The organism is Dyadobacter sandarakinus (genome assembly GCF_016894445.1).
GTDB classification, from domain to species: domain Bacteria; phylum Bacteroidota; class Bacteroidia; order Cytophagales; family Spirosomataceae; genus Dyadobacter; species Dyadobacter sandarakinus.
This window is the reverse complement of sequence record NZ_CP056775.1, coordinates 1,306,485-1,321,413: the sequence shown is the minus strand read 5'-3', so window position 1 is coordinate 1,321,413 and position 14,929 is coordinate 1,306,485. Positions and strand designations below refer to the sequence as shown.

Here is a 14,929-nt window from a genome sequence, read left to right as displayed (position 1 = left end):
TCTTTTCACATCCATAGATCTGTCGGAATATCTTATAAATTAAACCGGATACCCGCTGAAAGATTAGGGCTCAGATAGAAAGGCCGCGGTAACAATTCGAGATAAGTACCGCCCTCCAGGAACACCGAAATGCGATTATCCGGGATAAAATATTCCAATCCTGCCAGGGCCGAGCCACCGAGCGAGATATTCTTCTCATAATTTCCACTCAGTCTTTTTGGATAGGACCGGCGGCTGTTGACCTGCCCGCCTATACCATAGTAAACATGAACTGCCTCTGAATTGAAAAGCGGCGTATGCCATAGGTAATGAACCTGCACGGAGAGACCGGTATTTTTGTAAACACCTTCATCACCCCTGTACTTCCGGTCTTTGGACATAATGCCGCCGTAAGTTCCTACTGTAATATCCAGCGCATGGATGTTGTTGAAATACTTACGGAAATTGACGCCGGTAGGTTCGCCCAGCTTAAAGCCTACGGCCAGGTTGTCGTACTGTGCCTGTGCCAGTCCGAAAAAGCAGAAGGTGCAGATGAATGTTAAGGCTAGTTTCTTCATAATGCGGATTTGTAGAAAAAAAACGGTTTATAACGCTGAGGCACGCTAAACTGTAACGTTTTTCTCCTGGAATTTCTTTAATGATGCGATTAAAACTTTGTTTTCTTCACTTGTGCCAACAGTTATGCGGAGGCATCCGTCACAGAGATGAACCCTGGAACGGTCGCGGACGATAATGGTTTCCTTGATAAGATAGTCCATCACTGCCCGTGCATCTTCAAACTGCACCAGCAGGAAGTTGGCATCGGAAGGGTACACTTTTACCACAAGCGGCAATGCCCGCAGCATGGTATCGAGGGTTGCGCGCTCGGTCAGGATATCAGCTACCATTTGGTCCTTTTTGTCCACTGCATGCAAAGCTTCAAGCAGCAATTGCTGGGCCGGCAGGCTGATGTTGTAAGGCGGCTTCACTTTGTTTAATATCCGGACCAGCTCAGCAGAAGCAAAGCACATGCCGATCCTTATCCCGGCGAGTCCCCAGGCTTTCGAAAAAGTCTGCAACACGACCAGGTTCGGGTAGCGGTCAAGCTCTGCAATCCAGGATGGTTCATCTGTAAAATCAATGTAAGCTTCATCTACCACCACCAGTCCCACGAAATTTTCCAGTATCCGCTGAATACACGCACGATCCATGGTGTTGGCCGTCGGGTTATTGGGCGAGCAGATCCAGACGATTTTGGTATCGGGAGTTACTGCATGCAGGATTGCGTCGGCATCCAGATGGAAGTCGGGTGTGAGCGACACTTTGTCGATATACACGTCGTGAATGGATGCACTTACCTCATACATACCGTATGTTGGCGGAAGGATAATCACCCTGTCCTTACCCGGCGTACAGCTGATGCGCGTCAGCAGGTCGATAGGCTCATCACTCCCGTTTCCAAGAAAAATGCGGTCGGTACTGATGTGTTTCAGCGGTGCCAGCAGGGCCTTGATCCCGGCCTGGTGCGGATCGGGATAGCGGTTGAAATTTCCGGTACTTGCTGATCCGAATGGATTTTCATTTGCGTCGAGAAATACGCCTACCTGTCCGGTATACTCATCCCTGGCCGAAGAATATGGCGCAAGTGTGAGAATGTGCGGACGGAGTATTTTACTTAAATCAAAGTTACTCATGGGTGGATAACAAGTCGGACTTTCGGTCCGGTCGTTTATTAATAAAGTTATTTGTCCGATTCAAATGGCTGCGATAAGATACCTTGCTGAACATGTCAGCACGCTTATATCACTATCTGGTAAGTTAGGACATTCTTCAGGGTTTTAAAATTTTCCCTTCTCATTTCGGACAGCCACGGCCCTTTGGTGTCCATGCAGCGACTCGGCCAGTGCCATGGTTTCCACGATGGGTCCGAGGGTTTGCAAACCTTGCTCCGTGATGTGCTGAACGGTAATTTTTTTTACAAAACTGTCCACAGACACACCGCTGTACTGGCGCGCATATCCATTGGTGGGCAGGGTGTGATTGGTGCCGGACGCATAATCGCCGCAGGATTCGGGCGTGAAGTTGCCCAAAAAAATAGATCCGGCATTGATGATCTTTTCCGAAACTGCTTCGGCATCCGCCACACTTAAGATAAGGTGCTCGGCAGCATATGCATTCAGCAGGTCAACCGCCTCCTCTTCCGACTGCACCAGAATGGCCTGGCTATTGCCGATGGACTGTGTGGCGAGTTCCTTTCTCGGAAGATCGGCCAACTGTATGTCCAGGCATTGATCGACTGCCGTAATCAGTTCCTGACTGGTCGAGACCAGCAGCACCTGGCTGTCGGGCCCATGCTCAGCCTGTGAAAGCAGGTCGGCAGCAACAAACTCGGGTACGGCGGTATCATCCGCATATACGGCAACTTCGGACGGGCCAGCCGGCATATCGATCGCAATGCCGTCTTTGTTAACGAGCATTTTGGCGGCCGTCACATACTGATTTCCGGGTCCGAAAATCTTGTAAACTTTCGGGACGCTCTCGGTACCATAGGCCAGTGCCGCGATCGCCTGCGCGCCGCCGATCCTGAATGCTTTTGTCACTCCCGCCAGGCGGGCAGCGTACAGGATAGCCGGGTGATCGGAAGGCGTGCAGAGCACCACTTCTTTACAACCCGCAATCTTTGCAGGAATTCCCAGCATCAGCACGGTACTGAACAATGGTGCGGTACCTCCCGGAATGTAAATGCCCACTTTTTCTATTCCCACGCTCCGCCGCCAGCAGGTGACACCCGGCATGGTCTCGATTTTTTCGGCAGGCTGCAGTTGTCCTTTATGAAAACGAAAAATGTTATCATAGGCCTGCCGGATCGCGCTTTTCAGGCTGTCGTCCAGCTTGTGTTCGGCACCGGCAAGCTCCTCTTCCGGGAACGCCAGGCTTTGCAGCTCAACCTTGTCAAAGCGTAAAGCAAGCTCGCGTACGCCCGCATCGCCTTGGGTTTTTACCTGTTCGAGGATCGGCGCTACTTTTCTTTCAATATCTCCCGCATCCTGCACGGGCCGGGCTACCAGCCCTGGCCATTCGGAGCGCGGCGGAAAGGTAATCGTCTTCATTGAGGATGTTTTTACAAGATCATTTTTTCAATGGGAATCACCAGAATCCCCTCTGCACCAGCCTGCCTGATTTTCTCTATATTTTCCCAGAAATCATTCTCATTGATTACCGAATGCATTGAGCACCAGCCTTCCGTAGCCAATGGAACTACCGTCGGTGAGCGCATCCCCGGCAGGAACTGGGCGATATTTTCGACTGCGCCGGTAGGGCAGTTTAACAGTATGTACTTATTATTTTTTGCCGCCTGTACCGATTTGATCCTGAAAAGCAACTGATCCAGCAGGGTCTTTTGTGTATCGGATAAATGTTTGCTGGCGATCATCACGGCTTCCGAGCGGAATATGGTTTCCACTTCTTTCAAACCATTGCTCAAAAGTGTGCTTCCGGAACTCACGATGTCGCATACCGCATCGGCCAGCCCGATGCTGGGCGCGATCTCAACCGAGCCGCTGATCTCGTGGATCGCTGCATTGACCCCATTTGCTTCCAGATACTGGCCCAGTAAACGCGGGTAAGTCGTAGCGATGCTTTTTCCCTGCAGGTCACTAACACCTTGGTAATCATGCTCACGCAGCACCCCGATTGACAGGCGGCAGCGTGAAAAACCCAGTTTATGTACCGTATCAACATCCCTGGCCGACTCTTCGGATACGTTTTCACCCACAATACCGAGGTGCGCCACGCCGTCTTCCACGTAGCCGGGAATATCGTCGTCGCGGAGAAAAAGTATTTCTGCCGGAAAATTGGTCGCATTGGTTTTGAGCTTGCCGGCACCATTGTCAAACCGGATACCACATTCCTTGATCAGTTTCAGCGAATCTTCACTGAGCCTGCCCGACTTCTGAATTGCAATTCTTAAAATATTATCAGCCATGTACCTGGTAGCTTGTAATTAAAATGATGGAAGCCGGAATTATCCGGCATTGATATGCGATATGATTGCAGGCAGCGCAAGTTTCAGCTGCTCCCCTGTTTTCATGTTTTTCAGTGTAAATGTACCCGATGCCATTTCATCCGATCCGATGAGGATGACATAGGGAATATGCTTCCGGTCTGCATAGTCAAGCTGCTTTTTAAGCTTCACCGAATCCGGGTAAAGTTCTGCATTGATACCAGCCTTCCTGAGTTGCGGCAGAATACCCAGTGCAAACCGGAATGCCTGTTCGTCAAAGTTCGAAATCATTACCTGTGTACTGGTCGTCTGGTTTTCGGGAAACAGGCCCAGTTCTTCCATGACGTCATAAATACGGTCTACGCCCAGCGAAATGCCTACACCCGAAATGCCCGGCACCCCGAATGTACCTGTTAGATTGTCGTACCTTCCGCCGCCGGAAATACTGCCGATCTGCACATTGTTGGCTTTCACTTCGAAAATTGCGCCGGTATAGTAAGAGAGTCCGCGCGCCAGGGTAACATCAAACTGCAGTTTCAGATTCTCGGGACCGAGTTGCTCCACGAGCTGCCACACGGTTTCCAGCTCTGCAATGCCCTTCATGCCTGTTTCTGACTCCGCAAGCAAAGATTTGAGGTAAGTAAAAGGATCTTTCTCGGCAGCAAGGTCAAATATTGGATCGAGCCGGGTAACGCTTTCTTCGGAAAAACCACGTTCTACCAGTTCCTCCACTACTTTCTCGCGGCCGATTTTATCCAGCTTGTCGATAGCCACACACAGCGGGCCTTCCATGCCGTGCGCCCCGATACTGTCTGCAATGCCCGTCAGGATTTTACGATTGTTCATCTTGACGGTAAAATCCCGGATGCCCAAAGCTGGCAGAATGTCGTGCAGCATCATTACGATCTCGGCTTCACAAAGGAGCGAGTCGGTACCGACCACATCCGCATCGCATTGAAAAAACTCCCGGTACCGTCCCTTCTGAGGCCGGTCGGCGCGCCATACCGGCTGGATCTGGTAGCGCTTAAAGGGCATGAGCAGGGTACCGCGGTTCATCACCACGTAGCGCGCAAACGGTACGGTAAGGTCGTAACGTAATCCTTTTTCGGACACTTTACCCGTAAGTACCTTATAGCCCGAGTGCAGGTCGGCAGGTTCAAGCTTGCCGGCAAAGTCGCCGGAGTTCAGTATTTTAAACAAAAGCTGATCGCCCTCATCACCATATTTACCCATCAATACGGAAAGGTTCTCGATAGCGGGCGTTTCCAGGGGCAAAAAGCCATAGCGCTGGAAGTAAAAACGGATGGTGTCGAAAATGAAGGTACGTTTTGCCATTTGCTCCGGACCAAAGTCACGGGTGCCGCGGGCAAGGGATGGTTTACTCATTCTGTTTGTCCTCAGGTAAGCAGTAATGCCGCATTTGTAACTTTCCGGCGCAGGTAAAACTGTGGTCCGGTAAGTGCGGAGTATCGGGCCTCAGCCCGGATGAAGCGGCAAAGTTATGCGAGCCGGTACAATATTTATGATTCTCTGCTACATTATTTATGCGGAAATCATTAATTTTGCGGCTCTTTCACAAAACACAAATTACAATGGGAGTTACGGAACTAAAACGTAAAGGTCGCAGAAACAGGGCAGTAGCAAATAATCGCACGGCGAAAATTAAAGATTTGTTGCGTAAACCTGAAGTACGCAACGTAGATGTGGAGGCCATCAAAGCTCAGTTTGAAGCTAATAAAAAATAAGCAAGCCACTTCGAAAGTCATTCAACTAGTCCTGTCAATCTGTTTTGGTAGGGCTTTTTGCTTTTTTAGACTTGGCTTTCCCAGGTGATTTGGTGTTCACCTTGCGCATGATCTGGCGCATGCTTCTGCGGGTTTCCCTCCGGATATTCACCATGGTCCGAAAACGAAGCGCTTCACCAAATATGACCAGGCCGGAATTGATCAGGACCAGGCTGTAAATCCCGAGAACCACCCATACCTGTGTCGGCTGGCCTGTTCTTCGCTGGTAGGTCGCCTCTGTCAGATTGATCAGCCCGAAACTGAAGAGGATCAGCCCGATTGGAGTGAGGATCATCCATTTGGTTCGGGTTGACATTCTCTTAATCAGTCTTTTGCCGGGTGGCTTGGGATCAATAGACGGAAGCATTAATTATTTTTTACCTTGTTATGATCCTAAATTTATCAATTTTTTAGATAATCGGTCCATGAAAAGCATCATTAGTTTCGTTCTGCGGTTCATTCCGAGACCCTATCTGCAGCTTGTCGGGCACTGGGTGGCACGCTTCCTCAGTATTTTTTATCTGGGTAAAAATGTGACCTGCCCGGTATGTGAAAGTCAGTACCGGAAGTTCCTCCCCTATGGGCGCAATACATCCAGCCGTGACAATGCACTCTGCCCGCATTGCCTGTCCCTCGAACGGCACCGGCTCATGGGCTTGTATCTGAGGCGGAAAACCAACTTTTACAGCGCGCAGCTGAAAGTACTCCATGTAGCGCCGGAGTACTGTTTTATAAACCGGTTTGAAGAGATGAAAAACCTGGATTACATCACCGCCGACATTGAATCGCCGCTTGCAAAAGTCAAGATGGACATTCACCAGATTCCTTTTCCTGACAATACCTTTGATGTTGCATTCTGCAACCATGTGATGGAGCACGTGGACGATTATGTGCTTGCCATGCGTGAGCTCTTCCGTGTGTTACGCCCGGGCGGCTGGGCGCTGATCCAGTCCCCCCAGGACCTGCGCCATGCAACTACCTACGAGGATGCTACCATCACCGACCCGCGTGAACGTGAGAAGCATTTTCTGCAGAACGACCACTTGCGGCTATTTGGGCGGGATTATGCGCGGGAGCTTGAAAAAGGGGGATTTACCGTCACAGAGGATCGCTTTGTGATGGATGAGCTCACGCCGGCTGAGGTTAAGCGCTATGCACTTCCCGCTGATGAGATCGTCTATTTCTGTCAGAAAACGTAGTCAGGAAGGATATTCCATGGAGGCGCCTGTCTCCCGGTGCGCCTTATTTTCCCAGAGTCTTTTCCAGCCTTCCTGTAAAAATCCGGTACCATAGCCAAACAGCTGGATAAAGGAAGCGACAATGCTCAGAAGTGCTACCTGCAGGCTCCGGGTACTCCGGAGTGCATCCAGGAAAATCAGCAGTATGTAAATACCCAGCCCAGCCGCTGCAAGCCTGAAAAGTGCGCCTGAAAGCAGTGCCAGCAGCGGTATGCTGCATACCGCCATTGTAAAACACAGCGGAAAGGTATGCACCAGTTTAAGTTCGTCGGGATAAAACCGGGCAATGTTAATCCTGGCCCGCCCGAAGAACTGCAGCTGCCTGTAAAATGCGCCGAAACGGGTGCGTCTTTTATGGTAAATGAATGCCTCCGGGATCAATGCAGCGCGGAAACCAGCCCTGATTGCCTGGATGCTGAACAGGATATCCTCTCCCATCCTGCTGATCGGGAACCCGCCGGTCCGTTCCCATACGGTCCGCGACAATCCCATATTAAAGCTGCGCGGGTGGAACGTGCCACCCATATTGTTCTTTTTTCCACGAATCCCACCCGTTGTAAAAATGGAGGTCATGGCATAGCTGATGGCTTTTTGAATGGGGGTAAATGAAGGATGGTCGGTATCCGGACCGCCATAAAGATCTACGTAATCGCTGTTCAGGCGATCTTCCACAATAGACAGGTAAGCAGGCTCAATCAGCGCGTCAGAGTCGAGTACAATGAAATAATCGCCGCTGGCGCGCTGAAAACCATAGTTCCTGGCAAAACCTTGTCCCCCGTTTTCTTTATAGTAGTAGTGAATATCGAGGCGGGCTGAGTAAGATCTGACAACCTCGTCGGCTTTGATTCGTGACCCATCCTCCACCACTACTACTTCAAAATTCGTGAAAGTTTGACGGCACAGACATTCCAGGAGTTCCTGCAACTCATCCGGGCGATTGTACACAGGGATAATGACGGAATATCGGCGCACTGGGGTCAAGGATTTTGTACAAAATTATAAACTGAGCACCTCGGACAATGCATCCTCGTTGGCTGCGATGATCAGATCCAGGTGCTTATCTGTAAGTGCTGTGGACAAAAACATACTTTCAAACTGCGAGGGACCCAGGTAAATGCCCCGGTTCAGCATTGCATGAAAATATTTGCCAAAGAGCACCAGATCAGACGTTTTGGCAGAAGGAAAATCTTTAACAGTTTGATTTGTAAAGAACAACGTATACATGGAACCGATCTGGTTTACCGTGTAGTCGAGGCCAAGCTTTTGCAGCGACTTGTTAAAACCGGCAGCTAACTTGCTCCCGGCAGTTTCCAGCTGCGAATAAACCTCAGGATGTGCATTCAGGTACTGCAGCATGGCCTGGCCCGCTGCCATCGCGATCGGATTCCCTGACAGGGTGCCTGCCTGATATACCGGGCCTGCGGGCGATACCCAGTTCATGATCTCTGCTTTTCCGCCATAGGCACCTACCGGCATGCCGCCCCCGATGATTTTACCCATGGTGGTCATATCGGGTGTGATGCCAAATCTTTCCTGGGCACCTCCCCGTGCGAGCCTGAAACCCGTCATCACCTCATCGAAAATCAGGACAATGCCTTCTTCGTCGCACAGCTTTCGTAATCCCTGCAGGAAGCCCGGCTCCGGAAGTACGCAGCCCATATTACCGACGACCGGTTCAAGGATGAGGGCAGCGATATGGTTTTTATTGGCATCCACAAGCTGGCGTACTGCTTCCAGGTCATTGTAAGGTGCGGTAAGGGTATCATTGGCGACGCCGCGTGTCACGCCGGGACTATCGGGCTGGCCGAATGTTGCCGCGCCGCTTCCTGCGGCAATCAGGAAGCTGTCGCCATGACCATGGTAGCATCCCTCAAATTTGATGATCTTATCTCTCCCTGTAAAGCCCCGGGCTACCCGGATGGCTGACATGGTGGCCTCGGTACCTGAATTGACCATGCGCACTTTTTCCACCGATGGCACCATGCTGACGATCAGCTCGGCTACTTCTACTTCTCGCCTGGTGGGCGCTCCAAAGGAAAAGGAATGCTGAGCAGCCTCTGCCACGGCCTCGTGGATGAGTTCATGGCCATGCCCCAGAATCATAGGCCCCCACGAATTGATCAGCTCAATGTATTCGTTTCCATCTTCATCGTACACATATGCACCTTTGGCTGATTTGATAAAGACCGGCGATCCGCCTACGGCCCGGAATGCGCGTACGGGTGAGTTTACGCCGCCGGGGATAAAATGTTGTGCTCGTTCAAATAAGGCCTGACTGGCTGTTCTGTTCATTGTCGTTTTTAGTAATATCACCTATTTGTCTACCGGAGCCCATTTGCTGCCATTGAACCTTAGTATGGGTGTAATCTGATTTTCGTTGGCTTTGGTGTAGTTAAACCCTGACAGCAGAAATTCTCCGTTTTCATACTTCTGCTTTCGCAATGCATCCGCAGCTTTGTCCCTGTAGGTGTTCATCATGCGGGCAAAAAAGAGCAGCTGATCGTATCCCTGGTAGGAATATACCGATGGAAATGTCTTTGCAAGATTGTAGTAATTCCGCTGAAAAGCCCGGATACTCTCCTTTTCACGATCAACATAATCGGCCTCGATCAGGAAAAGCCTGCTAGCGTACCGCGACAGTCTTGACTGCTGAAGATTAAAGCTGGTGGCTGTCGCAATTACCTGCAGGGTATTCAGTTTTCTCCCATTCAATACCTCGATGATGGCAGCACCTGAAACTCCGTCCGAGCTGAAAAGAGCTACGTGCCCGGGCCTGGATTGTTCCGTTATGGTTACCCTGGTGTCCAGCCACTCACGGTCCGGCTGGATCCTGAGCATTTGGCTGACCTTACCGCCGAGCCTCTCCCATTCCGCTGCATAAGCCGCAGCCATGGAAGAATCCTTGGTGGTACTGCCGTAATAAATGGCAGTCAGTGGTCCGGGTGCGGCACTTTTCATCCACTCTGCTGCGCGCTTGGTCTGGTATGAAATGGAGGGGTGCCCCAGGTAGATGTTGGAAGATGCATTGATGATGTTGCCATCTGTTGAAAGCGGGTTGAGCATGATCGCCTGACTGCCTGCAACAAAGTCCGCCGCTACTTCGAGCGTGGCAGGGTAAAGCGGACCAATCACCAGGTCCGACTGGCGGAAGTTCTTATTATCGGAAACAGAACGCATGGCGGCCTCATCATTGGTCACATCATAGGCCCATAGATTAACTGAAATTCCCTCGGTAGCAAGCTGCTCCTTTGCCAGTTTCAGGCCCATGTAATAATCGAAGGCAAACTGATTGCTGCGCCTTTTGGCTGTGGCCGCTTCATCCAGGCGAAATGGCAGGAGTACCGCCACGTTCAGGTATCCCTTCGTCCACTTCGTGTCGGAGCGCGGGGTACTTCTATTCGGCACGGCAGATTCGCTGCCCTTGTCTTTTTTTGATATTTTAAAGTTCTTCTGAAGCTGCTCAGCCAGCTGGAAATCGGTAGCCGATGACCGGGGAGTATTTTCTATAAACACGATCAATGCGATTGCAATATCCTTATCGTCTGGATATGCTTTCTGCAGTTCTTTCAGCTGGGCAAGATCGGTGATGCCGGCGAGCGAACTCTGCTTAAGTGCTTGTATGTCTTTGGAAAATGAGGATTCTTTGATTCTTGAAAGATAATCAAGGCCCTCCCGGTATTGGCCGGAGCCAACTGCAACCGCCCCCAACAGGTAATTGACATCGTTCATATTACGCCACCCGGGATATTTGCTCTGCAGCTGCAAAAGCGTCTGGCGGCTCTCGCGATAACGTTTAAGCTGGTAGGCCGACAAACTGTAGTAGTAATGCGCAAATGGTACGTAGCTGCCGGGTTCAGCAGCTTTGGTAATGGGCGCGAGCTTTTCCATCGCGGCAGCATACCTTCCTTGCTTGTAATCTTGGATGGCGGCTTTGTATCTGCTTTCTGCTGCACTACCCGACTGACCATAAACTTCAGCCAGACAGAAGGACCATGCAAAAAAGAGGAAGAAGCTAATTCGTAACATCAGGATAGTGGGAACCGTTTGAAAGGCTAATTAACGAAATGCAGTAAAGAGAAAAAAATGGGCAACGCTCCGAATGGAACATTGCCCTGATCTTAAACGGTATGGATCCTTATTTCTTTTTCGAACGCTTCTCGAGTTCTGCCTGCTTTTTCTTTGCTTCCTCGGCAGCCTGCAGTGATTTTTCCAGGTAACGCTGGAATTTGGTTTGCTTTTTCTCACCGTTGGCATTCTTTCTCCTGTTTTCGTCCAGGATACTCCGGATCTTGTCCTCATTCACAAAGCGCTTGATCAGCAATTGCTGCGCAATCGTCACAATGTTTGAAACAAAGTAGTAGAACGTAAGACCTGCAGGGAATGAATTCAGTACAAACATGAACATGAGCGGCATAAAGTAGCTTAGCATTTTCATGTTCACCGGTCCCGGCTGGGTTGGCGTGATCTGGTTGTTATAATAGGCGTACCCAATGCTCGAAGCCGTCATCAGGATCGTAAAAAGACTGATGTGGTTTCCGATTCCGAAAGGAATGGTAAATGGGAGCTTGATAAATGAATCGTAAGTGGAAAGGTCACCGGCCCAAAGGAATGCTTGCTGCCGCAGCTCAATGAGGTTCGGGAACAGGAAGAAGAGCGAAAACAGGATCGGCATGGTTGCCAGTACAGGAATACATCCACTCAGCGGACTGACGCCTACCTGCTGGTAAAGCTTCATTTGTTCCTGCTGCTGCTTGGCCATATCGTCCGGGTTTTTCTCACGGATCTGTTCCAATTCCGGAGCCAGCAGCCTCATTTTCGCCATACTGATATAGGATTTGTAAGTCAGCGGCGTGAGCAGCGTTTTCACAAACAATACCAGACAGATGATCAGAAGCCCGTAGTTCGAGATGAATTTTTCAAGGAAATTGAAAAGCGGAACCAGGAAGAACTTGTTGATCGGTTTTAGGAACGCATACCCAAGGTATACATTCTGGTCAAAATTTTCGGCCTGAACCCGGTCGACGGTATGATAATCATTGGGACCGAGGTAAAACTGATACGCAGCCTGTCCCTTCTGAATTGTTGATACCGGTATGTTGGCCGATATGTTCATCGTTTTCACGATGGTCGAGTCCTGAGGGTTCACACTGGCACGCAGGGCTACATTTGTGAGCGGACCGCTTTTCGCGATCAAACCGGCAAGAAAGTATTTGTGCTTGATCGTAAACCATTTTACCGGCTCAGCAGCCAGTGCTTCTTCATTGGCAGTCGGGCTTGTAGGCAGATTCTGAAGTTCGTCGGTATAGTAGTTGATGGTAACTACTTCCCTGTTTTTCTTCATGTCGTTTTCAAGCTGCAGCAGGTCATTCGTCCAGTCCAGGTGCAATGCCTTATCGGCGGAAGCGGTGCTGTTCGATTTGATACCATAATCAATCAGGTAACCCGATCCGCGTACCACGTAGGTTTGCTCCAGATACTGGTTGTTTTTCAGGTCGACGCGATACGAGATTACCGCCGAGTCTTTCTCGGATAACGTTCTGTTCGTCGCGCTGGTTGTGAAGAACATGTCGCTCAGCCGTACATTGGCAGCAGCCGACGGGAAATCAAGCTGGAACCTGTTATGTCCTTCCGCAATCAGATAGAGTGGTTTATGATCAAACGTTTTGTATTTTTTAAGTAAAACCTCCTTCATGACACCGCCTTTGTTAGAAAAGACAACACGGAGGTCGCTGGTTTCGATAACAAGATCCTGAGGAGGTGTTTGCACAACCGCAGAGTCGCCCTGCTGCAAACCGGCCTGATTATTGTCCTGGGTAGTTGAAGTGGTAGCGGGAGAGTTTGAAGCTTCTTTCTTCACTTGCGCCGTCGGGACCTGCTCCACGGGTTTTGGAACAAGGACCTGGTAGCCTATCAGCATTAGCATAATCAGTACTAAGCCGATCACAAAATTTTTGTCCATTATTTACTTTAAATGATTGAAGATTTTCCCTCGCGGGACGTCAAAGGTAAGAAGTTTTTGCTTACCGGCTTTACGATCAATGGACTGAACTGTTTACAGACTCTACCGACCTTTTTTCCAGGGAGTATGTCAACGCTGCTTTCACAAAATTGACAAAAATCGGGTGCGGATTGATCACCGTGCTTTTCAGCTCAGGGTGAAACTGCACACCGATATAGAACGGATGTGAAGGCAGCTCAACCATTTCCACCAAATTGTTTTCCGGATTGATACCCGTCGCGATCAGCCCTTTTTCATCAAAATCCTTAAGATACTTGTTGTTGAACTCGTAGCGGTGACGGTGACGCTCGGTAATGTTGGTTTTGCCATAAATCCGGTAGGCAAGCGTATCTTTTTTGATGCGGCACGGATAAGCTCCCAGACGCATGGTCCCTCCTTTGGTAGAAATGTCTTTCTGGTCTTCCATGAGATTAATCACCGGGTACTCCGTATTTGCATCCATTTCAACGGAATGCGCCGGCTCCCAGCCGATCACATTGCGAGCATACTCGATCACGGCCATTTGCATACCCAGGCAAATCCCGAAAAACGGAATATTGTTTTCCCTCACATATTGAATAGCAGCAATTTTCCCCTCGATACCCCGCTCCCCAAATCCGGGTGCTACCAGCACACCGTCCAGGTTTTCGAGTTTTTCAACAGCATTTTCAGCGGTAAGCGTTTCTGAATGGATCCACTCGATATTTACCTTGCATTCGTTGGCTGCGCCGGCATGGATGAACGATTCAACAATCGACTTGTAGGCATCATGGAGCTCCACGTACTTCCCTACCAGCCCGATCCGGACCGAATCCACGGGATTTTTCAACCTGGAAAGGAATGTTTTCCACGTGTCCAGCTCTACATCCTTATCATTATAAATATCCAGCATGTACAACGCACGCTGGTCAAGGCGCTCTTTCAGCATGAGCAGCGGGACAGCGTAAATCGTGTCGGCATCCATCGCTTCAATCACCGAATTCACATGTACGTTGCAGAAAAGCGCCACTTTTTTGCGGATGTCATACGGCAGCGGATGCTCCGTACGGCAAACCAGGATATCGGGCTGGATTCCTGATTCCTGCAGCATTCTGACAGAGTGCTGGGTAGGCTTGGTTTTAAGCTCGCCGGAGGAGTTCAGGTAAGGGATCAGGGTTAAATGGATCATGAGCGTATCGTGCTCTTCCATCTCGAATTTAAGCTGGCGTACGGCTTCCAGGAACGGAAGTGACTCAATATCACCCACGCACCCTCCTATTTCAGTGATGACAATATCGTAGTCGCCTGTCTGCCCGAGCAGCAGCATATTGCGTTTGAGCTCGTCGGTAATATGGGGTACTACCTGCACGGTTTTCCCAAGAAAGTCGCCGCGGCGCTCTGCAGTAATCACATTGTGGTAAATGCGTCCTGTAGTAACATTATTGGCCTGTGAAGTACGAACATTGAGAAAACGCTCGTAATGTCCCAGGTCAAGGTCTGTCTCGGCCCCGTCGTCGGTCACATAGCATTCCCCGTGTTCATAGGGATTCATTGTGCCCGGATCAATATTAAGGTATGGATCAAATTTCTGTATGGTAACAGAAAGCCCTCTGGCTTGCAGCAGTTTGGCTAATGAAGAGGCAATGATTCCCTTGCCAAGTGAAGATGTAACACCGCCCGTAACGAAAATGTACTTCGCGGTCTTTTGTGCTTTGGAAGCCATAAGACGTTGCTTTTTTTCTATGATTACGGGATACAAAGGTACAGAAACATCACCAGAAAGTCAGCCCGGAATGTCTAAATATTTAGAAGACGGGATGTAAGCATTTGTGCCTCTGCGGTATTATGCAGGCATTTTTCCTGGAAGGGCGAGTTTGGCCTTACGGATGTATCCGATACCCGCCAATTTTGCATATTTTGCATTTGAGACCAACCTGTTCTTACTTCC

The 14,929-nt window shown here is 49.9% G+C and carries 13 protein-coding genes; 2 read left to right on the top strand and 11 right to left on the bottom strand.

Annotation, left to right across the window (positions count from 1 at the left end):
• Window positions 1–32 precede the first annotated feature (32 nt).
• The 5 genes from HWI92_RS05340 to hisS form a co-directional block, all read right to left on the bottom strand.
• Window positions 33–557, bottom strand: a complete 525-nt coding sequence (locus HWI92_RS05340) for a hypothetical protein (RefSeq protein WP_204661364.1) — start codon at window positions 555–557, stop codon at window positions 33–35.
• 45 nt (window positions 558–602) lie between these two features.
• Entirely contained in the window at window positions 603–1,673 is a 1,071-nt protein-coding gene (gene hisC, locus HWI92_RS05335; protein WP_204661362.1) for a histidinol-phosphate transaminase, read from the bottom strand.
• Window positions 1,674–1,817: 144 nt separating this feature from the next.
• Complete coding sequence (gene hisD / locus HWI92_RS05330; protein ID WP_204661360.1) at window positions 1,818–3,089, bottom strand: histidinol dehydrogenase; 1,272 nt, start codon at window positions 3,087–3,089, stop codon at window positions 1,818–1,820.
• Between the two features lie 11 nt (window positions 3,090–3,100).
• Window positions 3,101–3,964, bottom strand: coding sequence for an ATP phosphoribosyltransferase (gene hisG, locus HWI92_RS05325; RefSeq protein ID WP_204661358.1), 864 nt, complete (start codon window positions 3,962–3,964; stop codon window positions 3,101–3,103).
• A gap of 39 nt (window positions 3,965–4,003) precedes the next feature.
• A complete protein-coding gene (hisS, locus tag HWI92_RS05320) occupies window positions 4,004–5,368 on the bottom strand; it encodes a histidine--tRNA ligase (RefSeq protein WP_204661356.1) in 1,365 nt (454 codons plus the stop codon).
• Between the two features lie 206 nt (window positions 5,369–5,574).
• On the opposite strand from hisS, the gene HWI92_RS05315 reads away from it, so the two are divergent.
• Window positions 5,575–5,727, top strand: a complete 153-nt coding sequence (locus HWI92_RS05315; RefSeq protein WP_204661354.1) for a hypothetical protein — start codon at window positions 5,575–5,577, stop codon at window positions 5,725–5,727.
• Window positions 5,728–5,761: 34 nt separating this feature from the next.
• Here HWI92_RS05315 and HWI92_RS05310 read toward each other — a convergent pair whose 3' ends face one another.
• Window positions 5,762–6,082, bottom strand: coding sequence for a hypothetical protein (locus HWI92_RS05310; RefSeq protein ID WP_229248929.1), 321 nt, complete (start codon window positions 6,080–6,082; stop codon window positions 5,762–5,764).
• 109 nt (window positions 6,083–6,191) lie between these two features.
• On the opposite strand from HWI92_RS05310, the gene HWI92_RS05305 reads away from it, so the two are divergent.
• Window positions 6,192–6,965 carry a class I SAM-dependent methyltransferase gene (locus tag HWI92_RS05305; RefSeq protein ID WP_204661350.1) on the top strand — a complete coding sequence of 258 codons (774 nt, stop codon included), beginning with the start codon at window positions 6,192–6,194 and terminating at the stop codon, window positions 6,963–6,965.
• Here the strand turns inward: HWI92_RS05305 and HWI92_RS05300 are convergent, their stop codons facing one another.
• From HWI92_RS05300 to pyrG, 5 genes are all read right to left on the bottom strand, one after another.
• Window positions 6,966–7,976 carry a glycosyltransferase family 2 protein gene (locus tag HWI92_RS05300; protein WP_229248928.1) on the bottom strand — a complete coding sequence of 337 codons (1,011 nt, stop codon included), beginning with the start codon at window positions 7,974–7,976 and terminating at the stop codon, window positions 6,966–6,968.
• Window positions 7,977–8,000: 24 nt separating this feature from the next.
• Window positions 8,001–9,296, bottom strand: coding sequence for a glutamate-1-semialdehyde 2,1-aminomutase (hemL, locus tag HWI92_RS05295; protein ID WP_204661346.1), 1,296 nt, complete (start codon window positions 9,294–9,296; stop codon window positions 8,001–8,003).
• Window positions 9,297–9,317: 21 nt separating this feature from the next.
• Window positions 9,318–11,030: an ABC transporter substrate-binding protein gene (locus HWI92_RS05290; RefSeq protein ID WP_204661344.1), complete on the bottom strand. Its 1,713-nt coding sequence runs from the start codon at window positions 11,028–11,030 to the stop codon at window positions 9,318–9,320.
• Window positions 11,031–11,139: 109 nt separating this feature from the next.
• Complete coding sequence (gene yidC / locus HWI92_RS05285; RefSeq protein WP_204661342.1) at window positions 11,140–12,963, bottom strand: membrane protein insertase YidC; 1,824 nt, start codon at window positions 12,961–12,963, stop codon at window positions 11,140–11,142.
• Window positions 12,964–13,039: 76 nt separating this feature from the next.
• Window positions 13,040–14,704: a CTP synthase gene (gene pyrG / locus HWI92_RS05280; RefSeq protein WP_204661340.1), complete on the bottom strand. Its 1,665-nt coding sequence runs from the start codon at window positions 14,702–14,704 to the stop codon at window positions 13,040–13,042.
• Window positions 14,705–14,929: the final 225 nt, after the last annotated feature.